At 75.4% G+C, this 23,491-nt stretch carries 22 protein-coding genes; 17 read left to right on the top strand and 5 right to left on the bottom strand.

Annotation, left to right across the window (positions count from 1 at the left end; translation table 11 throughout):
• Positions 1-69: 69 nt before the first annotated feature.
• Positions 70-942 (bottom strand): 1,4-dihydroxy-2-naphthoate polyprenyltransferase, encoded by an 873-nt coding sequence (locus ACI797_RS21620; RefSeq protein WP_456861245.1) that lies wholly within the window; start codon positions 940-942, stop codon positions 70-72.
• The gene (gene menE / locus ACI797_RS21615) at positions 942-2,075 is read right to left on the bottom strand and encodes an o-succinylbenzoate--CoA ligase (RefSeq protein ID WP_456861242.1); all 1,134 of its coding nucleotides are present in this window, start codon (positions 2,073-2,075) and stop codon (positions 942-944) included. The genes ACI797_RS21620 and menE overlap by 1 nt, the downstream gene beginning before the upstream one ends.
• Before the next feature lie 44 nt (positions 2,076-2,119).
• On the opposite strand from menE, the gene ACI797_RS21610 reads away from it, so the two are divergent.
• Entirely contained in the window at positions 2,120-3,049 is a 930-nt protein-coding gene (locus ACI797_RS21610) for an o-succinylbenzoate synthase (protein ID WP_456861301.1), read from the top strand.
• Positions 3,046-4,743 carry a 2-succinyl-5-enolpyruvyl-6-hydroxy-3-cyclohexene-1-carboxylic-acid synthase gene (gene menD, locus ACI797_RS21605; RefSeq protein WP_456861240.1) on the top strand — a complete coding sequence of 566 codons (1,698 nt, stop codon included), beginning with the start codon at positions 3,046-3,048 and terminating at the stop codon, positions 4,741-4,743. The genes ACI797_RS21610 and menD overlap by 4 nt, the downstream gene beginning before the upstream one ends.
• A 57-nt stretch (positions 4,744-4,800) precedes the next feature.
• On the opposite strand, the gene ACI797_RS21600 is transcribed toward menD, so the two are convergent.
• A complete protein-coding gene (locus tag ACI797_RS21600; RefSeq protein ID WP_456861238.1) occupies positions 4,801-5,694 on the bottom strand; it encodes a DNA polymerase beta superfamily protein in 894 nt (297 codons plus the stop codon).
• A 59-nt stretch (positions 5,695-5,753) separates the two neighbouring features.
• Complete coding sequence (locus ACI797_RS21595) at positions 5,754-7,025, bottom strand: isochorismate synthase (RefSeq protein ID WP_456861236.1); 1,272 nt, start codon at positions 7,023-7,025, stop codon at positions 5,754-5,756.
• 35 nt (positions 7,026-7,060) lie between these two features.
• On the opposite strand from ACI797_RS21595, the gene ACI797_RS21590 reads away from it, so the two are divergent.
• The gene (locus ACI797_RS21590; protein ID WP_456861234.1) at positions 7,061-7,783 is read left to right on the top strand and encodes a demethylmenaquinone methyltransferase; all 723 of its coding nucleotides are present in this window, start codon (positions 7,061-7,063) and stop codon (positions 7,781-7,783) included.
• Here ACI797_RS21590 and ACI797_RS21585 read toward each other — a convergent pair.
• A complete protein-coding gene (locus tag ACI797_RS21585) occupies positions 7,780-7,953 on the bottom strand; it encodes a hypothetical protein (RefSeq protein ID WP_456861232.1) in 174 nt (57 codons plus the stop codon). The genes ACI797_RS21590 and ACI797_RS21585 overlap by 4 nt on opposite strands.
• On the opposite strand from ACI797_RS21585, the gene ACI797_RS21580 reads away from it, so the two are divergent.
• The 14 genes from ACI797_RS21580 to nuoL all read left to right on the top strand — a co-directional run bounded on the left by ACI797_RS21580 (position 7,952) and on the right by nuoL (position 23,469).
• Entirely contained in the window at positions 7,952-8,605 is a 654-nt protein-coding gene (locus ACI797_RS21580) for a phosphoribosyltransferase (RefSeq protein ID WP_456861230.1), read from the top strand. The two genes, ACI797_RS21585 and ACI797_RS21580, sit on opposite strands and share 2 nt — an antisense overlap.
• Positions 8,606-8,783: 178 nt before the next feature.
• Entirely contained in the window at positions 8,784-10,061 is a 1,278-nt protein-coding gene (locus ACI797_RS21575) for a geranylgeranyl reductase family protein (protein WP_456861228.1), read from the top strand.
• 96 nt (positions 10,062-10,157) lie between these two features.
• Positions 10,158-10,520: an NADH-quinone oxidoreductase subunit A gene (locus ACI797_RS21570; protein ID WP_456538640.1), complete on the top strand. Its 363-nt coding sequence runs from the start codon at positions 10,158-10,160 to the stop codon at positions 10,518-10,520.
• A gap of 22 nt (positions 10,521-10,542) precedes the next feature.
• Positions 10,543-11,235 carry a NuoB/complex I 20 kDa subunit family protein gene (locus tag ACI797_RS21565; protein WP_456861224.1) on the top strand — a complete coding sequence of 231 codons (693 nt, stop codon included), beginning with the start codon at positions 10,543-10,545 and terminating at the stop codon, positions 11,233-11,235.
• On the top strand, positions 11,232-11,972 hold the full coding sequence (locus ACI797_RS21560; protein ID WP_456861222.1) for an NADH-quinone oxidoreductase subunit C: 741 nt from the start codon (positions 11,232-11,234) through the stop codon (positions 11,970-11,972). Before ACI797_RS21565 ends, ACI797_RS21560 begins: the two co-directional genes overlap by 4 nt.
• Positions 11,969-13,291, top strand: a complete 1,323-nt coding sequence (locus tag ACI797_RS21555; protein WP_456861220.1) for an NADH-quinone oxidoreductase subunit D — start codon at positions 11,969-11,971, stop codon at positions 13,289-13,291. The genes ACI797_RS21560 and ACI797_RS21555 overlap by 4 nt, the downstream gene beginning before the upstream one ends.
• Complete coding sequence (nuoE, locus tag ACI797_RS21550) at positions 13,288-14,319, top strand: NADH-quinone oxidoreductase subunit NuoE (RefSeq protein ID WP_456538644.1); 1,032 nt, start codon at positions 13,288-13,290, stop codon at positions 14,317-14,319. The genes ACI797_RS21555 and nuoE overlap by 4 nt, the downstream gene beginning before the upstream one ends.
• Positions 14,320-14,323: 4 nt before the next feature.
• The gene (gene nuoF, locus ACI797_RS21545; RefSeq protein WP_456538645.1) at positions 14,324-15,655 is read left to right on the top strand and encodes an NADH-quinone oxidoreductase subunit NuoF; all 1,332 of its coding nucleotides are present in this window, start codon (positions 14,324-14,326) and stop codon (positions 15,653-15,655) included.
• The gene (locus ACI797_RS21540; RefSeq protein ID WP_456861217.1) at positions 15,652-18,126 is read left to right on the top strand and encodes an NADH-quinone oxidoreductase subunit G; all 2,475 of its coding nucleotides are present in this window, start codon (positions 15,652-15,654) and stop codon (positions 18,124-18,126) included. The genes nuoF and ACI797_RS21540 overlap by 4 nt, the downstream gene beginning before the upstream one ends.
• The gene (nuoH, locus tag ACI797_RS21535) at positions 18,123-19,721 is read left to right on the top strand and encodes an NADH-quinone oxidoreductase subunit NuoH (RefSeq protein WP_456861215.1); all 1,599 of its coding nucleotides are present in this window, start codon (positions 18,123-18,125) and stop codon (positions 19,719-19,721) included. The genes ACI797_RS21540 and nuoH overlap by 4 nt, the downstream gene beginning before the upstream one ends.
• Positions 19,722-19,763: 42 nt before the next feature.
• Positions 19,764-20,384, top strand: a complete 621-nt coding sequence (nuoI, locus tag ACI797_RS21530) for an NADH-quinone oxidoreductase subunit NuoI (RefSeq protein WP_456861213.1) — start codon at positions 19,764-19,766, stop codon at positions 20,382-20,384.
• Positions 20,381-21,250 (top strand): NADH-quinone oxidoreductase subunit J, encoded by an 870-nt coding sequence (locus ACI797_RS21525; protein WP_456861211.1) that lies wholly within the window; start codon positions 20,381-20,383, stop codon positions 21,248-21,250. The genes nuoI and ACI797_RS21525 overlap by 4 nt, the downstream gene beginning before the upstream one ends.
• Positions 21,247-21,546: an NADH-quinone oxidoreductase subunit NuoK gene (gene nuoK / locus ACI797_RS21520; protein WP_456861209.1), complete on the top strand. Its 300-nt coding sequence runs from the start codon at positions 21,247-21,249 to the stop codon at positions 21,544-21,546. The genes ACI797_RS21525 and nuoK overlap by 4 nt, the downstream gene beginning before the upstream one ends.
• A gap of 18 nt (positions 21,547-21,564) precedes the next feature.
• Complete coding sequence (gene nuoL / locus ACI797_RS21515) at positions 21,565-23,469, top strand: NADH-quinone oxidoreductase subunit L (protein WP_456861207.1); 1,905 nt, start codon at positions 21,565-21,567, stop codon at positions 23,467-23,469.
• The last annotated feature ends 22 nt before the right edge of the window (positions 23,470-23,491 follow it).

Raw genomic sequence — 23,491 nt, 5'->3', positions numbered from 1 at the left:
TCGCGCCTGCTCCCAGACTCCCTACGGCTGCAGCGGGCCCTACCCGGAGAGTCTTCCGCGAGTTTCACCTCATCCGGTGACCGCGAGACCCCCTCCGAGCAGCACTCCCGTCGCCAAGGTGACCAGGCCGGTGCCCTGGAGGGCACCGATCAGGGCCGGTCCTCTCCCCCCGCCGAGCACCGTCCGTGCAGGTCGGACGGCGAGCGGCGCGGCGAGCAGTGCGACCAGCGCCCACGGGCGCTCGAGGCCGATCAGCACGATGACGACGAAGGTTGCCAGGAGCAACCCTACGTAACCCAGCCGCGTCGCGCGGTCCCCGACGACCACGGCGAGCGTCCGCTTCCCGACGGCGGCGTCGCCCTCGATGTCGCGCAGGTTGTTCACCACGAGGATCGCGACGATCGTCAGACCGACCGGGACGGCGGCGGCGAACGCCAGCCCCTCCAGCGACCGGGTCTGCACGTAGGTCGTCCCCACGACGGCCACCAGGCCGAAGAACACGAAGACGAAGACCTCGCCGAGCGCCCGGTAGCCGTAGGGGATCGGGCCGCCGGTGTAGGTCCAGGCGGCGGCGATGCAGACCGCGCCGACCGCGACCAGCCACCAGCTCGACAGGGCGGCCAGCGCCAGACCGGCCACCGCGGCCACGCCGAAGGCCAGCGCCGCCGCCACCAGCACCTGGCGGGGAGTCGCCGCCCCGGAGCCGACGAGCCGCATCGGCCCCACCCGGTCGGCGTCGGTGCCGCGCGTGCCGTCGGAGTAGTCGTTGGCGTAGTTCACCGCCACCTGCAGCGCGAGCGCGACGACCAGGGCGAGCAGCGCGGGGACCGGCCGGAACCCGTCGAGCGCCGCCGCGGCGCCGGTGCCGGCCAGCACCGGGGCGACGGCGGCGGGCAGGGTGCGCGGCCGGGCTCCGGCCAGCCACTGGGCGGGGGTGGCCATCAGCCGAGGCTCCGGGCCACGCCGCGGCGGTCCGGCTTGCCGGTGTGCAGCACCGGGACGGCGCCGATCGTGTGCAGCTCCCGCGGCGCGGCGGGGGCGCCGAGCCGCTCGGCCACCCACGGGCGCAGCTCCGCCAGCGTCGGCCGCGCACCCGGCGAGGGGACGACGGCGGCGACCACCCGCTGCCCCCACTCCTCGTCGGGCCGGCCGAACACCACGGCGTCGGCGACGGCGGCGTGCTCCCGCAGCGCCGCCTCCACCGCCTGCGGCGCCACGTTGACCCCGCCGGTGACCACCACGTCGTCCAGCCGCCCGTGCACCGTCAGCCGGCCGTCGGCGTCGACCGACCCGGCGTCGCGGGTGCGGAACCAGCCGCCGGCGAAGGCCTCCGCCGTCCCCACCGGGTCGAGGCGGTAGCCCAGCGCCAGCGTGGGTCCGGCGAGCTCCACGCCGCCGGCGACCCGCACCCGCACCCCGTCGAGCGGGACGCCGTCGTACACGCAGCCGCCCGCCGTCTCGGTCATGCCGTAGGTGGTCACCGCGGCGACGCCGGCGGCGCGGGCGCGCGCGAGCAGTGCCGCATCGGTCGCCGCCCCGCCGACCAGGACGGCGTCGAAGGCGGCGAGCGCGGCGGGCTCCTGGTCGAGGGCGCGGCGCAGCTGGGTGGGCACGAGCGCGGTGTAGCGCCGCCCCGCGGGCATGCGGTCCAGCGCGGCGGCCAGCGGTTCGCCGTCGCCGAGCACGGTGGTCTCCCGGTCGGCGACGATGCCGCGGCAGAGGACCTGCAGCCCGGCGATCGCCGAGACCGGCAGCGCGAGCAGCCACGCCCCGGGCCCGCCGAGCCGCTCGTGCGTGGCGGTCGCCGACGCGGTCAGCGCGCCGGCGGGCAGCAGCACCCCGCGCCCGCCGCCGGTCGACCCCGAGGTGACGACGACGAGGTCGGCGCCGTCCTCGAGCGGCTCGTCGGGGCGGAGCACCGCGCGGGCGGCCTCGACCGCGGCCGGCGGTCCGGCGGGGAGAACGGCGAGGGGGGTGGATCCGGCCAGGCAGGCGCGCACCGCGGGCTCGACGACGCCGCGCACCTCGGCCTCGGACCGGCCGGGCGCTCGCAGGAGGAAGAGCTGCCGGGCCACGGCGGGCAAGCCTACGTCGCTGCCGACCTAAGCTGATCGGCGTGATGTCGGCGCAGGTGTACTCCGTGCCGATGCGCACCCGCTTCCGCGGCATCGACGTCCGCGACGGCGTGCTGGTGCACGGCCCGGCCGGCTGGGGCGAGTTCTCCCCGTTCTGGGACTACGACGTCGCCGAGAGCCGCCGCTGGTGGGCCGCCGCCGAGGAGGCCGCGGTGCACGGCTGGCCGGAGCCGGTCCGCGACGCCGTCCCGGTCAACGTCACCGTGCCCGCCGTCGACGCCGAGCGGGCGCACGCGATCGTGGCCGCCTCCGGCTGCCGCACCGCCAAGGTCAAGGTGGCCGAGCCGGGGCAGACGGCCGCCGACGACCTCGCGCGGGTCGAGGCGGTGCGCGACGCGCTCGGCCCGGCCGGCGCCGTCCGCGTCGACGCCAACGCCGCGTGGGACGTCGACACCGCGGTCGCGCGCATCACCGAGCTCGACCGGGCGGTGGGCCTGGAGTACGTCGAGCAGCCCTGCGCCGCCCTCGACGAGCTGGCCGCGCTGCGCCGGCGGACCGACGTGCGGGTGGCCGCCGACGAGGTGGTGCGCCGGTCGGCCGACCCGCTCGCCGTCGACCTGCGCGAGGCCTGCGACGTCGTCGTCCTCAAGGTGCAGCCGCTCGGCGGGGTGCGCGCGGCGCTGCGGGTCGCCGAGGCGCACGGCCTGCCGTGCGTGGTCTCCAGCGCCCTGGAGTCGTCGGTGGGGATCGCCGCCGGTGTCGCGCTGGCCGCGGCGCTGCCCGAGCTGCCGTTCGCCTGCGGCCTGGCCACCGTCGCGCTGTTCACCGACGACGTCACCAGCGCGCCGCTGCTGCCGGTCGACGGCACGCTGCCGGTCGCCCGCCCGGAGCCCGACCGGCTGCCCGCCGTGGCCGCCGACCCGGCGACCGACGCCCGCTGGCGGGCCCGCCTCGACGCGGTGCGGGCCGCGTGAACCCGTCCACCGCGTTCGCCCGGGTCCTCGTCGACGAGCTGGTGCGCGGCGGCGTCACCGACGCCGTGCTCGCCCCCGGCTCGCGGTCGGCGCCGGTGGCGCTCGCCCTCGCCGCGGCCGAGCGGGCCGGCCGCGTGCGGCTGCACGTGCGCATCGACGAGCGGACGGCGGCGTTCCTGGCCCTCGGCCTGGCCAAGGCGTCGGGCCGCCCGGTGCCGGTGCTGACCACGTCGGGGACGGCGACCGCCCACCTGCACGCCGCCGTGCTCGAGGCCGACGCCAGCGGGGTGCCGCTCCTGGCGCTGACCGCCGACCGGCCGCCGGAGCTGCGCTCGACCGGCGCCAACCAGACCGTCGACCAGGTCGGGCTGTACGGCGGCGCGGTGCGCTGGGCCGCCGACGTCGGCGTGCCCGAGGCGGGGCGGGAGCACGCGCAGAACCGGTACTGGCGCTCGCTGGTGGCCAAGGCGCTGCTCGTCGCCACCGGCGCGCTGTCGGCCGAGCCCGGGCCGGTGCACCTCAACCTGCCCTTCCGCGAGCCGCTGCTGCCCGACGAGGAGCCGCCCGCCGAGCCGGCGGGGCCGTGGGCGGGGCGCCCCGACGGGCGGCCCTGGACCGAGGCCGCCCTGGCGCCGGTCGCCGTGCGGTCGGCGCCGTCGGGGGTGCCGCGCACGCTGCTCATCGCGGGGGACGCTCCCGACGCGCTCGGCCGGGCCGCCGCGGTGCTCGCCGACGAGCGCGGGTGGCCGGTCGTGGCCGAGCCGAGCAGCGGCGCCTGCGGCGCGGGCGGCGCCGTGCGCTGCGGACCGCTCGTGCTCGGGGTGCCGGGCTGGCTGGCCGAGCACCGCGCCGAGCGGGTCCTGGTCGTCGGCCGGCCGACGCTCTCCCGCCCGGTCTCGGCGCTGCTGGCCGATCCGTCGGTGCGCGTCGAGACGGTGGCCGCCAGCCCCCGTTGGGCCGACGCCCCGCGCAGCAGCGAGCTGGTCTCCGTCGGCACGGCGGTCGACCCGCCGGCCGAGGCGATGGCCGAGGGGTGGCGGACGGCGTGGGCCGACGCCGCCGCACGGGTCGGGGCGGCGGTCGACGCCGTCCTCGACGCCGCCCCCGGCCTGACCGGCGCCCGGCTGGCCCGCGACGTGCTGGCCGCGCTGCCGCCCGGGGCCCTGCTGGTGCTCGGCTCGTCGACGCCGGTGCGCGACGTCGACCGCCTCGCCGTCCCCCGTGGCGACCTGACCGTGCTGGCCAACCGCGGGGTGGCCGGCATCGACGGCACCGTCTCCACCGCGCTGGGCGCCGCGCTGGCCCACGACGGCCCGGCGTTCGCCCTGCTCGGCGACCTCACGCTGCTGCACGACCTGACCGGCCTGCTCGGCGGCGAGGGCGAGCGGCTGCCCGACCTCGTCCTCGTCGTCCCCGACAACGACGGCGGCGGCATCTTCGCCCAGCTGGAGCCGGGGGAGGACCGGTACGCGGCCGACTACCGCCGGGTGTTCGGCACCCCGCACGGCCGCGACCTCGTCGACGTGGCCCGCGCGCTGGGCTGGCCGGCGACCGCGGTGACGACGCCGGAGCAGCTGGCGCCGGCGCTGGCGGAGGGCGGTCCGCGGGTGGTCGTCGTCCGCACCGACCAGCGCGCCGAGGCGACGCTGGCCCGTGACCTGCGCGCGGCCGCCGCCGCGGCCCTCGGTCAGTAGCCCACCCCTGCCGAGATCACGCGATCTCGGCGCCGCAGCGCCGCTGACGTGCCGAGATCACGCGATCTCGGCGGGGGGAGCCTCCCAGAACGAGACGTGGGAGCGGTGCAGCCAGCCGTCCACCCACGCCCGGTCGGGCTCGGGCGGGACGGCGGAGCCGTGCTGCAGCTCGGTGAGCCGGGCCTCGACGTCGGCGATCTGCTCCAGGACGTCGGCCAGCGCCACCTCGCCGCGGCGCACCGCCCGCAGCCGGGCGCGGTCGGGCTCGGGCACGGGCAGGGTGATCCGGCCGGTGCTCAGCAGCTCCACGCCCTGCACGCCCAGGCGCAGCGCGTGCATCGCGAACTTCGAGTCGTACCCGTGCGCCGCCACCAGCTCGGGCCGGTTGGTGTGGGCGCCCACGCCGCCGGTCATGGCCGCCCGCTGCGCCTGCAGGTAGCCGAGGAACCGCGCGCCCGCCCGGCGCGAGACGAACCGGTCGGCGTGCGCCACCAGCTCGGCGCCGTGCTCGTCGCGGTGCACGACCTCCTCGTCGGGCACGAAGAGCAGCAGCAGGATCGACGGGTTGCCCTCGCAGGCCAGCCGCGCCCACTTGCGCGCCGAGTAGACGACGACGTCGAGGTCGCCGGCGCCCGACCGGTTGGCCAGCCCGCCCGGGCGGTCCCACGCGGTGTGCCGGTGGTACTGCTCGAACGGCACGGTGGCCGTCGCGCCGACGCCGGCGGGCACGCGGGCCAGGCCGGTGACGAACACCGCCGGCTCGAGGCACAGACCCATCTCGTCGCGGTCGTCCTGACCGTGGACCGACGTCCCGTGCACGCCCGACCCGACCTGCGCGCGCAGCACGGTGCCGGCCTCGGCGATCCGCCGCGCCTCCTCGGAGGCGTGCGGATGGGCGAAGCCGGGGGGCAGCGAGCGGTCGCCGCGGATCACGGCGGGTCGGGCGGTCACCCGCGCACTGTGCCCCGGCGACCCCGCCGACGTCGCGCCGTTTGCCGCGATCGGCGTCCTCAGCCCTCCAGGGCGGCGCGGAAGGCGGCGAACTTCGCCTGGGTCTCGGCCAGCTCGGCCGCCGGGTCGGAGCCGGCGACGATGCCGCAGCCGGCGAACAGGCGGGCGCTGCACGGCTCGTCGGCGGTGATCTCCGCGCACCGCAGGGCCAGGCCGAACTCGCCGTCGCCGCGGGCGTCGAGCCAGCCGACGGGGCCGGCGTAGCGGCCGCGGTCCATGCCCTCCAGCTCGCCGATCAGGGCGACCGCCTCGGCGGTGGGCGCCCCGCCGACGGCGGCGGTGGGGTGCACGGCACCGATCAGCTCGAGCAGCCCGGCGCGGCTGCTGCGCCGCTGCACCCCGTGGACGTCGGTGGCCAGGTGCCGGACGTTGGCCAGCGTCAGCAGCTCCGGCTCCGCGGGCGCCGACAGGTCGGTGCAGTACGGCTGCAGCGCGCGGACCAGGGAGTCCACCGCGAACGCGTGCTCGGCGCGGTCCTTGCCCGACGCCAGCAGCTCCGCGGCCAGCCGCTCGTCCTCGGCGCCCGCGCCGCGCGGGGCGGTGCCGGCCAGCACCCGGGCCGACAGCGCGCGGCCAGTGCGGCGCAGCAGCAGCTCGGGCGTCGCGCCGAGCAGCCCGTCGACGGCGAAGGTCCAGCAGCCGGGGAAGCGGGCGGCGAGCCGGCGCAGCAGCCGGCGGGGGTCGAGCGGGACGTCGGAGGTGACCAGCAGGTCGCGGGCGAGCACCACCTTGGCCAGGTCGCCGGCGGTGATCCGCTCGACGGCGGTGGCGACGGCGGCGCTCCACCGCACCGGGTCCAGCGCGCCGTCGGCGTAGCGCAGGCGGCCCGGGTCGCCGTCGTCGGCGGCCGACCGGGTGGCCGCGGCGGCCAGCGCCCGCCGCGGGTCGGCCCCCTGCGCCGTCGTCACCCAGGCGACGCCGTCCCGCCGGCCGACGACGACCTCGGGGACGACGAACACCGACGTCCCGGCCACCGGGTCGAACGCGACGGAGGCGAACAGCACCGGGCCCGAGCCGGGGACGGCGAGGCGGTCGTCGACCACCGCGCCGGCGGTGTAGCCGGCCCACCACCGGGCCGCCTCGGCCAGCGCGCCGGGTCCGGTCACCTCGAGCCGGGCCGCCTCGCCCCAGCCGACCAGCCCCTCGCCGTGGCGCACCCAGGACAGCGCGCCCTCGGACGGCAGCGCGTCGAGCAGCGCCGGCGCACCCTCCAGCCGGACGGACGCGAACGCGCGCGCGGCCTCCGGCGAGGTCACGGCGGCCGCTGTCACGGGGCAAGCGTATGAGCACGGGTAGCGTCGCCGCCGTGGGAGACCGGGGAGAGACGGCGCACACCGCCGGTGTGCGGGCCGGGCTGGACAAGCAGCCGGCCGAGGTCGCCGCCATGTTCGACCGGGTCGCGCGCCGCTACGACCTCACCAACACGGTGCTCTCCGGCGGCCGCGACGCCGCCTGGCGGCGGGCCACCCGCGAGGCGCTCGACCCGCGTCCGGGCCAGGTCGTCCTCGACGTCGCGGCGGGGACGGCGGTCTCCACGGTGGAGCTGGCCGCCGGCGGGGCGACGGCGATCGCGCTCGACTTCTCCCAGGGGATGCTGCACGCCGGTGCCGGCCGGCCGGTGCCCAAGGTGGCCGGCGACGCGATGGCGCTGCCGCTGGCCGACCACAGCGTCGACGGCGTCGTCATCTCCTTCGGGCTGCGGAACGTCGCCGACCCCGACGCCGCGCTGCGCGAGTTCCACCGGGTCACCCGCCCGGGCGGCACGCTGGTCGTCTGCGAGTTCTCCAGCCCCACCTGGGCGCCGTTCCGCACCGTGTACACCGAGTACCTGATGCGGGCGCTGCCGCGCATCGCGCGCACGGTGAGCAGCAACCCCGACGCCTACGTCTACCTGGCGGAGTCGATCCGCGCCTGGCCCGACCAGCGCGCGCTGGCCGCCCGGCTGCAGGGGGCCGGCTGGTCCGACGTCGCCTGGCGCGACCTCACCGGCGGCATCGTCGCGCTGCACCGGGGCCGACGCCGGGACTAGCGTTCCGGCATGACGATGCCGCCGCCGGAGCCGTCGCCCACGCCGCAGCCGCCGACGCCGATCGACCCGCTGCCGCCGCCCGCGCCCGCGCCGCCCGCGCCCGTGCCGAGCCCGACCGACCCGATCGCCCCGCCGCCGTCGGGACCGCAGCCGGTCTGACCCGGCGTCATGGCGCGCAGGCCGTTCGCCGACCGGCGCGACGCCGGCCGCGCGCTCGGCGCCGCCCTCGCCGCGCGGCTGGGCGAGCCGGCGGACGCCGTCGTCCTCGGTCTGCCGCGCGGGGGCGTGGTCGTCGCCGCCGAGGTGGCGGCCGCGCTGGGCGCGCCGCTGGACGTGGTCGCGGTCCGCAAGCTGGGCCTGCCGTGGCAGCCCGAGCTGGCCATGGGGGCGATCGCCGCCGCGGGGGACGCCGTCGAGGCGGTCCGCACCGAGGCCGTCCTCGCCCGGGTGGACGTCGACCCGGCCGACTTCGCCGCCGTCCGCGAGCGCGAGCTGGCCGAGCTGCGCCGCCGGGAGCAGGCCTACCGCGCCGGCCGCGACCCCCTCCCGCTCACCGGCCGCACCGTCGTCGTGGTGGACGACGGCCTGGCCACCGGGGCCACCATGCGGGCCGCCGTCGCCGCGGTCCGCCGCTCGGCGCCCGCCCGGGTCGTGGTCGCCGTCCCCGTCGGTTCCCCGCACACCTGCGCCGACCTGGCGGCGCTCGTCGACGACGTGGTCTGCCTCTGGGCGCCCGAGGGCTTCTCGGCGGTCGGCCAGGGCTACGGGGACTTCGGCGCGACCACCGACGCCGAGGTGGTGGCGGCCCTCTCCCGCCGCTGACCAGGTCCGATGCGGCCGGGCCGGGAACGGGCGGGTGTCCGGCGCGGCACCAAGCGGTAACGGTTCCCGGGGCCCGCTGTCATCTTCGACACATGTCGGCCTAGACTCGGGACAGCAGACTTTGTGAAGCTTTTCACAAAGTCCGGGGAGACCCTCGGAGCCGGGAGAAGGGGTTGCCGTGCCGACGGACGGACGCGCGCCGCTGCGCGCCGACGTGGTCGTCGTGGGCGCGGGCCCGGCCGGCTCCGCGGCGGCGTGGGCGCTGGCCACCGCCGGCCTCGACGTCGTCGTCCTGGAGAAGTCGCTGTTCCCGCGCGAGAAGGTCTGCGGCGACGGGCTCACCCCGCGCGGGGTCAAGGCCCTCGACGACATGGGCATCGACACCTCGCCGGCGGCCGGCTGGGTCCGGCACAGGGGCTTGCGCGTCTTCGGCGGCGGCGAGGTGGTCGAGGTCGACTGGCCGCAGCTCGACCGCTGGCCGGGCTACGGCCTCATCCGCTCGCGCCGCGACCTCGACGCGGTGCTGGCCGCGCACGCCGCCGCGGCCGGCGCCCGGGTGCACCACGAGGTCACCGTCACCGAGCCGCTGCTCGACGACGCCGGCCGGGTGGCCGGGGTGCGCGCGCAGGTCGGCGCGGGCAAGGAGCCCGCCGAGTGGCGCGCCCCGCTGGTGATCTCCGCCGAGGGGCTCTCCGGCCGGCTGGCCAAGTCGCTGGGGCTGGTCCGCCGCGAGGACCGGCCGCTCGGCGTCGCCGTCCGCCGGTACGTCGCGACGCCGCGGACCCACGACGACTACCTCGACATCTCCTTCGACCTGACCGCCGACGGCCCGGACGCCGACTCGATGCCCGGCTACGGCTGGTCGTTCGGCATGGGCGACGGGACGGCGAACGTCGGCTTCGGCCTGCTCGACACCCGCCGGTCGGGGGAGACCGACCACCGGGCGGTCTTCCGCCGCTGGGTCGAGACGCTCCCGCCGGAGTGGCAGCTGGGAGAGGAGCACGCCGTCACCCCGGTGCGCGGCGCCGGGCTGCCGATGGCGCTCAACCGCGGCCCGGCGTACACCCGCGGGCTGCTGCTGGCCGGCGACGCCGCCGGCACGGTCAACCCGTTCAACGGCGAGGGCATCAGCTACGCGATGGAGACCGGCCTGCTGGCGGCCGAGACCGCCGCGGCGGCGCTCGCCCGCCCGGCCGGCCCGGCGCGCGAGGCGGTGCTGCGCCGCTACCCCGAGCGGCTGCGCGCCGAGTACGGCGCCCACCACCGGCTGGGCATGGGTTTCCTGGCCCTGCTGGCCCGCCCCGACCTGGTCCGCTTCGCCGCCGCGCACGGCCTCAAGCGGCCGGCGCTGGTCCGCGGCGCGCTGCGGCTGATGGGCAACCTGAGCGACGGGCGGCACGGCGACGGCGTCGACCGCGCGCTCGCCGTCCTGCACCGGCTGGCCCCGGCGGTCTGACGTGTCTCATCTCACAGCACGAACACATGTCGACACGCTGCGTGAAGACCTGGCCGTTTACCGGAACGTGATCGACCTCACCGTAGGGTGCCGCTGATGCTCTCGACCTACGTCCCGATCGTCGGGCTCTTCGCGCTGGCCGCGGCGTTCGCGCTGTTCTCGGTGACCGTCGCCCCGTTCGTGGGGCCCCGGCGGTTCAACCGGGCGAAGCTCGAGGCCTACGAGTGCGGCATCGAGCCGGTCGACCAGCCGCTCAACGGGGGCCGGTTCCCCGTCCGCTACTACCTGACGGCGATGCTCTTCATCGTCTTCGACATCGAGATCGTCTTCCTCTACCCCTGGGCGGTCGCCAACGACGCCCTCGGGCTGTTCGGGCTGGTCGAGATGGTCGTCTTCATCGCCACCGTCTTCCTCGCCTACGCCTACGTCTGGCGTCGCGGCGGGCTGGACTGGGACTGAGACACCGGGAAAGGCATCTGACATGGGTCTCGAGGAGAAGCTCCCCGGCGGCGTCCTGCTGACGACCGTCGAGAAGCTCGTGAACTGGACGCGCAAGTCCTCGCTGTGGCCGGCGACCTTCGGCCTGGCCTGCTGCGCGATCGAGATGATGGCCACCGGGGCCGGCCGCTACGACCTGGCCCGGTTCGGCATGGAGGTCTTCCGCGCCTCGCCGCGGCAGGCCGACCTGATGATCGTGGCCGGCCGGGTGAGCCAGAAGATGGCGCCGGTCCTGCGCCAGATCTACGACCAGATGCCCGAGCCGCGCTGGGTGCTGGCCATGGGCGTGTGCGCCAGCTCCGGCGGCATGTTCAACAACTACGCGGTCGTGCAGGGCGTCGACCACATCGTCCCGGTGGACATGTACCTGCCGGGCTGCCCGCCGCGGCCGGAGATGCTCACCGACGCCATCCTCAAGCTGCACCACAAGATCATGAACGAGCCGCTCGGCCCCAAGCGCGCCCGCCAGCTGGCCCGCGAGCAGGAGGAGGGCACCGCCAAGGAGCTGCACGTCGAGATGCCCTCCACCGTGCGCGCGAACAAGGAGCTGCGCCGCGCGTACGAGGAGGCCGCGGCCGAGGGCCGCACCGGCCAGTTCATGCTCGACCAGCGCAACGGCAACGCCGTGCTGCTGCCGGAGGAGCGACCGACCGGCATGGGGAAGGCCTGGCGATGACGGGTCCCGGCGACCGCAGCGGGCGCGAGGAGGCGTCGCAGGGCGCGAGCGCCCCGAGCGGCGGCTTCCGCAAGGGCGCCTTCGGCGTCAGCGGCAGCGGTGACACCTCCGGCTTCGGCGGCCTGGTGCGCGTGGAGCCGGGGGGCGCCGTCGCGCTGCACTCCACCGACCGGCCCTACGGCGGCTACTTCGACGAGGTCACCGACGCGCTGATCGAGGCCGTCGGCCGGGCCACCTACGACGCCGCGGTGCAGCGGGTGCTCGTCGACCGCGGCGAGATCACCTACTTCGTGCACCGGGAGCACCTGCTCACCCTCGTCGCCGCGCTCCGCGACGACGAGGCGCTGCGCTTCGAGCTGCTCTCCAGCGTCTCCGGCGTCGACTACCTCGACAGCGGCGGCCCGGTGGCCACGCCCGACCGCCCGCGGCTGCACGCCGTCTACCACCTGACCTCGATGACCTACCGCCGCCGGATCCGGCTGGAGGTCGCGGTGACCGCCGAGGACCCGCACATCCCCTCGGTCACCGGCATCTACCCGACGGCGGACTGGCACGAGCGGGAGACCTTCGACATGTTCGGGATCGTCTTCGACGGCCACCCGTCGCTGACCCGGATCCTCATGCCCGACGACTGGGACGGCCACCCCCAGCGCAAGGACTACCCGCTCGGCGGCGTCCCCGTGGAGTACCACGGCGCCGTCATCCCGCCGCCGGACACGCGGAGGAGCTACCGATGACCACCACGTCCGACCCGTACGCCGGCTCCCGCGAGACCACCGAGGGCCGCGTCTACACCGTCACCGGCGGGGACTGGGACGCCACCCTCGGCGCCGACCCGCACGAGGACGAGCGGCTCGTGGTCAACCTCGGCCCGCAGCACCCGTCGACGCACGGGGTGCTGCGGCTGGTGCTCGACCTCGAGGGGGAGACGGTCACCAAGGCGCGGGTGGTGATCGGCTACCTGCACACCGGGATCGAGAAGAACACCGAGTACCGCACCTGGACCCAGGGCACGACCTTCGTGACCCGGATGGACTACCTGGCCCCGCTGTTCAACGAGGCCGCCTACTGCCTGGCCGTCGAGAAGCTGCTCGGGATCGAGGCGCCGCCGCGGGCCCGGACGATCCGCGTGCTGGTCATGGAGCTCAACCGGATCGCCTCGCACCTGGTCGCGCTCGCCACCGGCGGCATGGAGCTCGGCGCGCTCACCGGCATGACCAACGGCTTCCGCGAGCGGGAGATCGTCCTCGACCTGCTCGAGGAGATCACCGGGCTGCGGATGAACCACGCCTACATCCGCCCCGGTGGCCTGGCCCAGGACCTGCCCGAGAGCGCCGAGGCGTCGATCCGGGAGTTCCTGCGGATCTTCCCCGCTCGGGTGGCCGGCCTGCACAAGCTGCTCACCGGCCAGCCGATCTGGCAGCGCCGGCTCAAGGACGTCGGCTACCTCGACGTCACCGGCTGCGTCGCGCTGGGCGTCACCGGCCCGATCCTGCGCGCCGCCGGCCTGCCCTGGGACCTGCGCAAGGTCGAGCCCTACCTGGGCTACGAGACCTACGACTTCGAGGTCCCGACCGCCGACACCTCCGACGCCTGGGGCCGCTACCTGGTGCGCGTCGCCGAGATCGGCGAGTCGCTCAAGTTGATCGAGCAGGCCCTGGACCGGCTCGAGCCCGGCCCCGTCATGGTCGAGGACCGCAAGATCGCCTGGCCCGCCCAGCTCTCGCTCGGCGCCGACGGCATGGGCAACTCCCTCGACCACGTCCGGCACATCATGGGGCAGTCCATGGAGGCCCTGATCCACCACTTCAAGCTGGTCACCGAGGGCTTCCGGGTGCCGGCCGGGCAGGTCTACGTGCCGATCGAGTCGCCCCGCGGGGAGCTCGGCTACCACGTGGTCAGCGACGGCAGCACCCGCCCGTGGCGCGTGCACGTGCGCGAACCCAGCTTCGTCAACCTGCAGGCGACGGCGGCGATGAGCGAGGGCGGCATGATCGCCGACGTCATCGCGGCCATCGCCTCGATCGACCCCGTGATGGGGGGAGTGGACCGATGAGCGCCCTTCCCGGTTCCGCCGAGGGGACGGCGGTCACCGGGCTGGACTCCAGCCCGGTGGAGCCGGCGCCCGCCGACCTCCCGCCGATCCCCGAGCGCGCGGTGGCCGAGGCCGCCGAGATCATCGCCCGCTACCCGGTGCCGCGGTCGGCGCTGCTGCCGATGCTGCACCTGGTGCAGAGCTACCAGGGCTACGTCTCGCCCGAGGGCGTCGCGTTCTGCGCCGAGCAGCTCCACCTGACGATGGCCGAGGTCGGCGCGGTCGCGACCTTCTACACGATGTACAAGCGCCGCCCGACCGGCCGGCACCTGGTCAGCGTGTGCACCAACACGCTGTGCGCCGTCCTCGGCGGCCAGCGCATCTTCGACGCGCTGTGCCAGGACCTCGGCGTCCACCACGACGAGACCGCCGCCGACGGCTCGATCACCCTCGAGCACGCCGAGTGCCTCGCCGCCTGCGACTACGCCCCCGTCGTCACGGTCGACTACGAGTTCTACGACCAGCAGGACGTCGAGAGCGCCCGCGAGCTGGTGGCGGCGCTGCGGCGCGGGGACAAGCCGCACCCCACCCGCGGCGCCCCGCTGACCGACTTCCGCGGCATCTCCCGGCAGCTCGCCGGCTTCTCGCAGTACGACGACGCCGCGCGCGACGCGGCGGTCGACGCCCCCGGCGAGTACGGGCCGACGCTGATCGGCGTCCGGCTGGCCGCCCAGCGCGGCGAGGCGGCACCGTTCCTGCCCGGCGCGGAGAAGCCGGAGGACAGCAGGGAGCGGCTGGTCGGGGAGCCCCGGTCGGCCACCCGGCCCACCGGCCAGACCGGGGAGACGCCCGAGAAGGAGGCCGCCGACGCCCGCGTCGCCGCGGCCGACAACCCGGCCGAGCGCGCCGGCGCCGCGCAGGCGCACCCCGACCAGGGCGCCGAGTACGGCCGCCGCCGCACCTCGAACCGGCGCGCCCGCCGCGGCACCGACACGCCCGCCGGCACCGAGCCCGGCACCTCCGGCCAGGGCCCGCAGAAGGAGGCCTGACGAGATGCCCCTCGCCCCCGTCCTCACCGCCCGCTGGGACGCCGACAGGTCCTGGCGGCTGTCGACCTACGAGTCCCTCGACGGCTACGTCGGCCTGCGCAAGGCGCTGACGATGACGCCCGACGAGCTCGTGACGATGGTCAAGGACTCCGGCCTGCGCGGCCGCGGCGGCGCCGGCTTCCCGACCGGCATGAAGTGGAGCTTCATCCCGCAGCCCAAGCCGGGGGAGACCCCGACCGGCCCGGCGGCGATGCCCAAGTACCTCGTGGTCAACGCCGACGAGGGCGAGCCGGGCACCTGCAAGGACCTGCCGCTGATGATGGCCGACCCGCACTCCCTCATCGAGGGCGTGATCATCGCGTCGTACGCCATCCGCTCGCACTTCGCCGCCATCTACGTGCGCGGCGAGGCCGTGCACGCCCACCGCCGGCTGGTCAGCGCGGTCGAGGAGGCCTACGCGGCCGGCTACCTGGGGCGCGACGTCCTGGGGTCGGGCTACGACCTCGAGCTGGTCGTGCACGCCGGCGCCGGCGCGTACATCTGCGGCGAGGAGACGGCGCTGCTCGACTCGCTGGAGGGCTACCGCGGCCAGCCCCGGCTCAAGCCGCCGTTCCCCGCGGTAGCCGGTCTCTACGGCGCGCCCACGGTGATCAACAACGTGGAGACGCTGGCCAGCGTGCCGTTCATCGTCCGGGGCGGCGCCGACTGGTTCAAGGAGTTCGGCCCGGAGAAGTCGCCCGGCCCGAAGATCTACTCGCTGTCCGGCCGCGTCGTCCGCCCCGGCCAGTACGAGGCCCCCATGGGGACGACGATGCGCGAGCTGCTCGAGATGGCCGGCGGCATCCGCCCCGGGCACGAGCTGAAGTTCTGGACGCCGGGCGGGTCCTCGACGCCGTACTTCACCGCCGAGCACCTCGACGTCCCGCTCGACTTCGACTCCGTCGCCGCCGCGGGCTCGATGCTCGGCACCACCGCGCTGATGGTCTTCGACGAGACCGACTCGATCGTCGAGGCGACGCTGCGGTTCACCGAGTTCTACGCGCACGAGAGCTGCGGCAAGTGCACCCCGTGCCGCGAGGGGACCTACTGGCTCGTCCAGATCCTCGAGCGGCTGGTGCACGGCAGGGGGACGGCGGCCGACCTCGACCTGCTGACCGACACCTGCGACAACATCCTCGGCCGCTCCTTCTGCGCCCTGGGCGACGGCGCGACCAGCTGCATCGCCAGCTCGCTGAAGTACTTCCGCGACGAGTACGTCGCCCTGCTGCCCCCGGAGGAGCAGGCCCGCCTGGGCCGCTCGCTCCCGATCGAGCCCGTGAAGGTCGGTGCCGCATGACCGTCACACCCGCCAGCCCGCAGCCGGCGCCCGCCGTGCCGCCCGGCGCGCCGGGCCCGCACACCCCGCCGGACGCCGTGCACTGCACCATCGACGGCTTCGACGTCGCCGTCCCCAAGGGGACGCTGATCATCCGGGCCGCCGAGATGATCGGTGTGCAGATCCCGCGGTTCTGCGACCACCCGCTGCTCGAGCCGGTCGGCGCCTGCCGGCAGTGCCTGGTCGAGGTGGAGGGCCAGCGCAAGCCGGTGGCCTCCTGCACCATGCCGGTGACCGAGGGCATGGTCGTGAAGACGCAGCTCTCCAGCGACGTCGCCGACAAGGCGCAGCAGGGCACGATGGAGCTGCTGCTCATCAACCACCCGCTGGACTGCCCGGTCTGCGACAAGGGCGGCGAGTGCCCGCTGCAGAACCAGGCGATGAGCAACGGCCGCGCCGAGAGCCGGTTCGTCGACGTCAAGCGGACCTACCCCAAGCCGCTGCCGATCTCCTCGCAGGTGCTGCTCGACCGCGAGCGCTGCGTGCTCTGCGCCCGCTGCACCCGCTTCTCCGACCAGGTGGCCGGCGACCCGTTCATCGAGCTGTTCGAGCGGGGCGCGCTGCAGCAGGTCGCGATCTACGAGGACGAGCCGTTCGAGTCCTACTTCTCCGGCAACACCACGCAGATCTGCCCGGTCGGCGCGCTCACCAGCGCCGCCTACCGCTTCCGCGCCCGCCCGTTCGACCTGCGCAGCGAGGACAGCGTCTGCGAGCACTGCGCCTCGGGCTGCGCCCAGCGCACCGACTACCGGCGCGGCAAGGTGCAGCGCCGGCTGGCCGGTGAGGACCCCGCGGTCAACGAGGAGTGGAACTGCGACAAGGGGCGCTACGCGTTCCGCTACGCCACGTCCAACGACCGGCTCACCACCCCGCTGGTCCGGCGGGACGGCGTGCTCCAGCCCGCCTCGTGGCCCGAGGCGTGGGCCGCGGCCGCCGAGGGCCTGGCCCAGGCGCGGGCCGAGGGCGGCGTCGGCGTCCTCCCCGGCGGCCGGCTGACCCTCGAGGACGCCTACGCCTACGCGAAGTTCGCCCGCCTCGCGCTGCACACCAACGACGTCGACGCCCGCGCCCGCGCGCACTCGCGCGAGGAGCTGGCCTTCCTCGAGGCCGAGATCGCCGGCACCGGCCCGTGGACCGGCGGGGTCACCTACGACGACCTGGCCGCCGCGCCCGCCGTCCTGCTCGTGGCCTTCGAGCCCGAGGAGGAGTCGCCGATCGTCTTCCTGCGGCTGCGCAAGGCGGTGCGCACCCGCCGCCTGCCGGTCTTCGACCTGGCGCCGTTCGCCACCCGGGCGGCGGAGAAGCTGCAGGCGACCGTGCTCACCACGCTGCCCGGGCAGGAGGCCCGCTCGCTGGCCGCCCTGGCCGACGGCTCGTGGGGTGGCGCGGCGGTCGAGGCGCTCCGGCAGCCCGGCGCGGTCGTGCTGGCCGGTGAGCGGCTGGCCGAGGTGCCCGGCGGGTTCGCCGCCGTCGCCGAGCTGGCCCGCGCCACCGGCGCCCGCGTCGGCTGGGTGCCGCGGCGGGCCGGCGAGCGCGGCGCGGTCGAGGCCGGCGCGCTGCCGGGCCTGCTGCCCGGCGGCCGCAGCGTCGCCGACCCGGTCGCCCGCGCCGACGTCGCCGCCCGGTGGGGCGTCGACCCGGCCGAGATGCCGGCCACCCCCGGCCGCGACCTGACCGGGATCCTCACCGCCGTCCGCGACGGGGAGCTGGCCGGCCTGCTGGTCGGCGGCGTCGACCCCGCCGACCTGCCCGACCCGGCACTGGCCGCCGAGGCGCTGGCGGCCGCGGGCTTCGTGGTGAGCCTGGAGGTGTTCCCCAGCGCGGTCACCGAGGTCGCCGACGTCGTCCTGCCGGTGGCCACGGCCCCGGAGAAGGCCGGCACGTACCTCGACTGGGAGGGCCGTGCCCGCCCCTTCGACGCCACCCTGCACGGCACCGGCCAGCTGACCGACGGCCGGGTGCTGCACGGCCTGGCGGACGAGCTCGGCGTCTTCCTCGGCCTGCCCGACGTCGAGGTGGCCCGCGCCGAGCTCGCCGCGCTGGGTGCCGCGCGCAGCGGCGAGGCCCACCTGCCCGCCCCGACCCCGCCGGCCGGCGTGGAGCTCGCCGAGGACGAGGCGCTGCTGGCCTCCTGGCGGCAGCTGCTCGACGTCGGCACGCTGCAGCGCGACGAGCCGAACCTGGCCGGCACCGCCCGCCCGCCGGTGGCGCGGCTCGGCAAGGACGCCGCCCGCCGGCTCGGCGTGGCCGACGGCGACCGGGTCACCGTGACCGGCGCGGCCGGCTCGGTCAGCCTGCCGGTGCGGATCACCGACATGCCCGACCAGGTCGTCTGGCTGCCGATGCGGTCACCGGGCAGCGAGGTCCGCACGCAGCTGGGCACCGCGCCCGGCGGCGTCGTGAAGCTCTCGGTCGCAGGGGGTGCGGCGTGAACCTGCTCGCGGCGGAGAACCAGCCGACGCTGGAGGACTTCGGGCACGACGTCTGGTGGATCGTGCTCGTCAAGATCGTCGGGATCTTCGTGGTCCTGGTCGTGATGACGCTGTTCGCCATCGTCTTCGAGCGCAAGGTCGTCGCCCGCATGCAGCAGCGGGTCGGCCCCAACCGGGTCGGCCCCCGCGGCTACCTGCAGAGCCTGGCCGACGGCCTGAAGCTGGCGTTCAAGGAAGACATCATGCCGGCGCTGGCCGACAAGCCGGTCTACTTCCTGGCCCCGGTGATCGCCGCCGTCCCGGCGTTCCTCGCCTTCTCGGTGATCCCGCTCGGCCCGACGGTGAGCATCTTCGGCGAGCGCACCCCGCTGCAGCTCACCGACGCCCCCATCGGCGTGCTCGTCGTCCTCGCCTGCTCGGCCATGGGCGTGTACGGCATCGTGCTGGCCGGCTGGGCCTCCGGCTCGACCTACCCGCTGCTCGGCGGCCTGCGCAGCGCGGCGCAGATGGTCAGCTACGAGATCGCGATGGGCCTGTCGATCGTCGCGGTGTTCCTCTACGCCGGCACGATGTCGACGTCGGAGATCGTCGCGGCGCAGGCCGACGGCAACGAGCTGAACTTCTTCGGCGCCTCGTTCACCGGCCCGAGCTGGTTCGCCGTCCTGCTGCCGGTCTCGTTCGTCATCTACTGCATCGCCGTGGTCGGCGAGACCAACCGCGCGCCGTTCGACCTCCCCGAGGCCGAGAGCGAGCTGGTCGGCGGCTTCCACACCGAGTACTCGTCGCTGAAGTTCGCGCTGTTCTTCCTCGCCGAGTACATCAACATGGTCACCGTCTCGGCGCTGGCCGCCACGCTGTTCCTCGGCGGCTGGCGTGCGCCGTGGCCGATCTCGATCTGGGACGGCGCCAACACCGGCTGGTGGCCGATGCTGTGGTTCTTCCTCAAGGTCGCCGCCGCGCTGTTCGTCTTCATCTGGCTGCGCGGCACCCTGCCCCGGCTGCGCTACGACCAGTTCATGCGCTTCGGCTGGAAGGTGCTCGTCCCGGTCGCGCTGGTGTGGATCCTCGCGGTCGCGGCGATCCGCACCATCTCCCGCGAGGCCGACCTGGAGACCGGCGAGGTGGCGCTCTACGTCGGCGTCCCCATCGCGATCCTCGTCCTGCTGGGCCTCCTGGTCGCCGGCCGGGTCAGCAACGCCGGCGCCCGCACGATGGCCGCCGCCGCAGCCGCCGGCTCGGTGCACGCCACCGAGCCGGAACCCGAGCCGCAGGTGCTGCCCCCGACCGGGCCGCGCCGGCGCTCCAGCGGCCCCAGCCGCTCCGAGGGCGGCTTCCCGATCCCGCCCATGGACCTCGTCGTCCCGCCGTCGCGGGGGGGGGGGGGGGGGGGGGGGGGGGGGGGGGGGGGGCGGGGGGGGGGGGCGGGGGGGGGGGCGGGGCGGGGGGGGCCCGCCGCCCCCCACCCCGCCCCCCCCCCCCCCCCCCCCCCCCCCCCCCCCCCCCCCCCCCCCCCCCCCCCCCCCCCCCCCCCCCCCCCCCCCCCCCCCCCCCCGAGCCGGTCGGGGCGGCCGCCCGCGCCGACGGTGCCGTCGTGAGCACCGGCCGGCGCGGCACCCCCGCCGCCGAGGAGGGCGACGATGAGTGAGAACACCCCCGCACGCCGCAGCGGCGGCGAGGTCGCCCGTCAGGACAAGGGCGCCAAGCCGGCGGTGCGCGGCAGCGTGCTGCCGCCCGCCGGGCAGGGCTTCGGGCTGACCTTCGCGCAGATCTTCAAGAAGGTGACGACGGAGGAGTACCCGTTCGAGCCCAAGGTGACCAAGCCGCGCTACCACGGCCGGCACGTGCTCAACCGGCACCCCGACGGGCTGGAGAAGTGCGTCGGCTGCGAGCTGTGCGCCTGGGCCTGCCCGGCCGACGCCATCTACGTCGAGGGCGGCGACAACACCGAGGACGAGCGCTACTCGCCGGGTGAGCGGTACGGGCGCGTCTACCAGATCAACTACCTGCGCTGCATCTTCTGCGGGCTGTGCATCGAGGCCTGCCCGACCCGGTCGCTGACGATGAGCAACGACTTCGAGCTGGCCGACGACAACCGCCAGGACCTGATCTACACCAAGGACCAGCTCATGGCGCCGCTGCTGCCCGGCATGGAGCAGCCGCCGCACCCCATGCGGCTGGGCGACGACGAGAAGGACTACTACCTGCGGGCGCCCGAGGCCGGGTCGGCCGCGGAGCCCGTGGTCGGGGAGACGGTGTGAGCGTCCTCGCCGCCGCGGCCGACACCTCCGTCCAGCTCGGCGACGGCGAGGCCGTCGTGTTCTGGATCCTCGGGCCGCTCGCGCTGCTCGGGGCGCTGGGCATGGTGTTCGCCCGCAACGCCGTCCACTCGGCGCTGTTCCTGGTCGTGACGATGCTCTGCCTGGGCGTCTTCTACGTCGTCCAGGAGGCGCCGTTCCTCGGCGCGGTGCAGATCATCGTCTACACCGGCGCGATCATGATCCTCTTCCTGTTCGTGCTCATGCTGGTCGGCCGCGACTCCTCCGACTCGGTGGTCGAGACGCTGCGCGGGCAGCGGGTGGCGGCCACCCTGCTGGGCATCGGCTTCGCCGGGCTGGTCGGGGCGGGCATCGCCGAGGCGACCCGCGACACCACCGCCACCGGCCTCGACGCCGTCCAGGGCGCCGACGTGAGCAACATCGAGGCGATCGCCGCGGTGCTGTTCACCGACTACCTGCTCGCCTTCGAGGTGACCAGCGCCCTGCTGATCACCGCCGCCGTCGGCGCGATGGTGCTCGCCCACGTCGAGCGCGAGCCCGGCAGCCGGCGCAGCCAGAAGGAGCTGTCGAAGGCCCGCTTCCTCGACAACCCGCGGCCGCAGACCCTGCCCGGACCCGGCGTCATGGCCCGGGGCAACTCGGTCGCCGTCCCGGGGCTGCTGCCCGACGGCCGCTACGCCGAGGACAGCTTCGCCACCGGCGTCGAGCCGGAGGACATCGAGCAGCTGCCCCGGCCCACCGGCCGGCGGCAGCTCGGCAGCCCCGACGACGCCCTGGGCACCCTCGAGGGCTCGCCCAGCGCGGTCCCCGGCGGCACCGGCCCCGGCAACCCGGGAGAGGACCGATGACCGTCTCGCACTACCTGGTGCTCGCCGCGATCCTGTTCACCATCGGCGCCGTCGGCGTCCTGGTGCGGCGCAACGCGATCGTCGTCTTCATGTGCGTCGAGCTGATGCTCAACTCGGTCAACCTGACGCTGGTCACCTTCGCCCGCGCCACCGGGACCGTCGACGGCCAGATCATCGCCTTCTTCGTGATGGTGGTCGCCGCCTGCGAGGTCGTGGTCGGCCTCGCGATCATCATGTCGATCTACCGGACGCGGCGCTCCGCCTCGGTCGACGACGCCAACCTCCTGAAGTACTGAGCGTGATGGAGATGCGCCGTGCCTGAAGCGCTGCCCGCCACCGGGCTGCTCGCCGCCTCCTGGCTGCTGATCGCGCTGCCGCTCGCCGGCGCCGCGGTGCTGCTGCTCGGTGGCCGGCGCACCGACCGCTGGGGTCACCTGGTGGGCACCGCCACGGTGGCCGCCGCCTTCGTCCTCGGCCTGCTGTGCACGTTCCAGGTGGCCGGTCTCGAGGAGCGCTCCGCAAGCCTGGACCTGTACACCTTCATCTCCGCCGGGTCGCTGGACATCCAGCTGGGGCTGCTGCTCGACCCGCTGTCGATGGCGTTCGTGCTGCTGATCACCGGCGTGGGCTCGCTGATCCACGTCTACTCGATCGGCTACATGGCCCACGACGAGGGCCGGCGGCGCTTCTTCGCCTACCTGAACCTGTTCGTCGCGGCGATGCTGCTGCTCGTCCTCGGCAACAGCTACCTGGCGCTCTACGTCGGCTGGGAGGGCGTCGGTCTCGCGTCCTACCTGCTCATCGCCTTCTGGTACACCCGCCCGACCGCGGCCACGGCGGCGAAGAAGGCGTTCATCATGAACCGCGTCGGCGACGTCGGGCTGGCGCTGGCGATCTTCATCATGTTCGCCCAGCTGGGGACGACGTCCTTCGAGGGCGTGCTGGGCAACGCGGGGCTGCTCGCCGGCGGCACCGCCACCGCGCTCGGCCTGCTGCTCCTGCTCGGCGCCTGCGGCAAGTCCGGCCAGTTCCCGCTGCAGGCGTGGCTGCCCGACGCCATGGAGGGCCCGACGCCGGTCTCGGCGCTCATCCACGCCGCGACCATGGTCACCGCGGGCGTCTACCTCATCGCCCGCTCGGCGCCCATCTACGACGAGACGCCGACGGCGCGCACCGTCGTCCTGTGCGTCGGGGCGCTGACCCTGCTGATCGGCGCGATCGCCGGCTGCGCCTTCGACGACATCAAGAAGGTGCTGGCCTACTCCACGGTCAGCCAGATCGGCTACATGTTCCTGGCCGTCGGCCTCGGCCCGGCCGGCTACGTCGCGGCCCTGGCCCACCTGTACGCGCACGGCTTCTTCAAGGCCGGCCTGTTCCTCGGCGCCGGCTCGGTCATGCACGCGATGAACGACTCGGTGGACATGCGCCGCTTCGGCGGGCTGTGGAAGAAGCTGCCGATCACCTTCGGCACCTTCGGTCTGGGCTACCTCGCCCTGATCGGGATCATCCCGTTCTCCGGCTACTTCACCAAGGACGCCATCATCGAGGCGACCTTCGACCGCGGCGACACCTTCGGCTACGTCCTGGGCGCGATCGCGATCGTCGGCGCCGGGCTGACCGCCTTCTACATGACCCGGCTGATGCTGATGACCTTCTTCGGCCGGCCGCGGTGGGAGGAGGGCGTGCACCCGCACGAGTCGCCGGCGGTGATGACGGTGCCCATGGTCGTGCTCGCGGTCGGCTCGGTGGCCGCCGGCTTCCTGCTCGTCACCGCCTTCCCGCTGGCGGACTGGATGGCGCCGGTGTTCGAGCAGGAGGAGGCCGAGCACGTCATCGCGCCGCTGACCATCGGGATCATCGTCACTGCGGTGTCGCTGCTGGGCGTCCTGCTGGCCTGGCTGTTCGTCGGGCGCCGCGAGGTGCCGGTCACCGCCCCGGTGCGCGTCTCGCCGGTCACCCGCGCCGCGCGCAACGCCCTCTACGCCGACACGGTCAACGAGTCGCTGTTCATGCGGCCCGGTCAGTGGCTGACCCGGGCGCTGGTCTTCTTCGACAACCGCGGCGTCGACGGCGCGGTCAACGGCCTGGCCGCCACCCTCGGCGGCTCCTCGTCCCGGCTGGGCCGGGCGCAGACCGGCTTCGTCCGCACCTACGCGCTCGGGATGCTCGGCGGCGCCGTGGTCGTCGCCGGCGCGCTGCTGGCGGTGGCGGCCGGATGAGCGGACAGGGACGTGAGCATCG

The sequence above is a fragment of the Geodermatophilus sp. SYSU D00691 genome, from assembly GCF_054050275.1.
The sequence above is the reverse complement of the archived record's forward strand: the minus strand, read 5'-3'. Positions and strand labels throughout refer to the sequence as shown.

Bases quoted from the DNA above. Each gene is read 5' to 3' on its own strand.
- nuoF (WP_456538645.1), top strand. From the start codon at position 14,324: ATGCCCCTCGCCCCCGTCCTCACCGCCCGCTGGGACGCCGACAGGTCC.
- ACI797_RS21565 (WP_456861224.1), top strand. From the start codon at position 10,543: ATGGGTCTCGAGGAGAAGCTCCCCGGCGGCGTCCTGCTGACGACCGTC.
- ACI797_RS21610 (WP_456861301.1), top strand. From the start codon at position 2,120: ATGTCGGCGCAGGTGTACTCCGTGCCGATGCGCACCCGCTTCCGCGGC.
- nuoI (WP_456861213.1), top strand. From the start codon at position 19,764: ATGAGTGAGAACACCCCCGCACGCCGCAGCGGCGGCGAGGTCGCCCGT.
- nuoE (WP_456538644.1), top strand. From the start codon at position 13,288: ATGAGCGCCCTTCCCGGTTCCGCCGAGGGGACGGCGGTCACCGGGCTG.
- ACI797_RS21555 (WP_456861220.1), top strand. From the start codon at position 11,969: ATGACCACCACGTCCGACCCGTACGCCGGCTCCCGCGAGACCACCGAG.
- ACI797_RS21540 (WP_456861217.1), top strand. From the start codon at position 15,652: ATGACCGTCACACCCGCCAGCCCGCAGCCGGCGCCCGCCGTGCCGCCC.
- ACI797_RS21580 (WP_456861230.1), top strand. From the start codon at position 7,952: ATGGCGCGCAGGCCGTTCGCCGACCGGCGCGACGCCGGCCGCGCGCTC.
- ACI797_RS21560 (WP_456861222.1), top strand. From the start codon at position 11,232: ATGACGGGTCCCGGCGACCGCAGCGGGCGCGAGGAGGCGTCGCAGGGC.
- ACI797_RS21620 (WP_456861245.1), bottom strand. From the start codon at position 942: ATGGCCACCCCCGCCCAGTGGCTGGCCGGAGCCCGGCCGCGCACCCTG.
- ACI797_RS21585 (WP_456861232.1), bottom strand. From the start codon at position 7,953: ATGACGCCGGGTCAGACCGGCTGCGGTCCCGACGGCGGCGGGGCGATC.
- ACI797_RS21570 (WP_456538640.1), top strand. From the start codon at position 10,158: ATGCTCTCGACCTACGTCCCGATCGTCGGGCTCTTCGCGCTGGCCGCG.
- nuoK (WP_456861209.1), top strand. From the start codon at position 21,247: ATGACCGTCTCGCACTACCTGGTGCTCGCCGCGATCCTGTTCACCATC.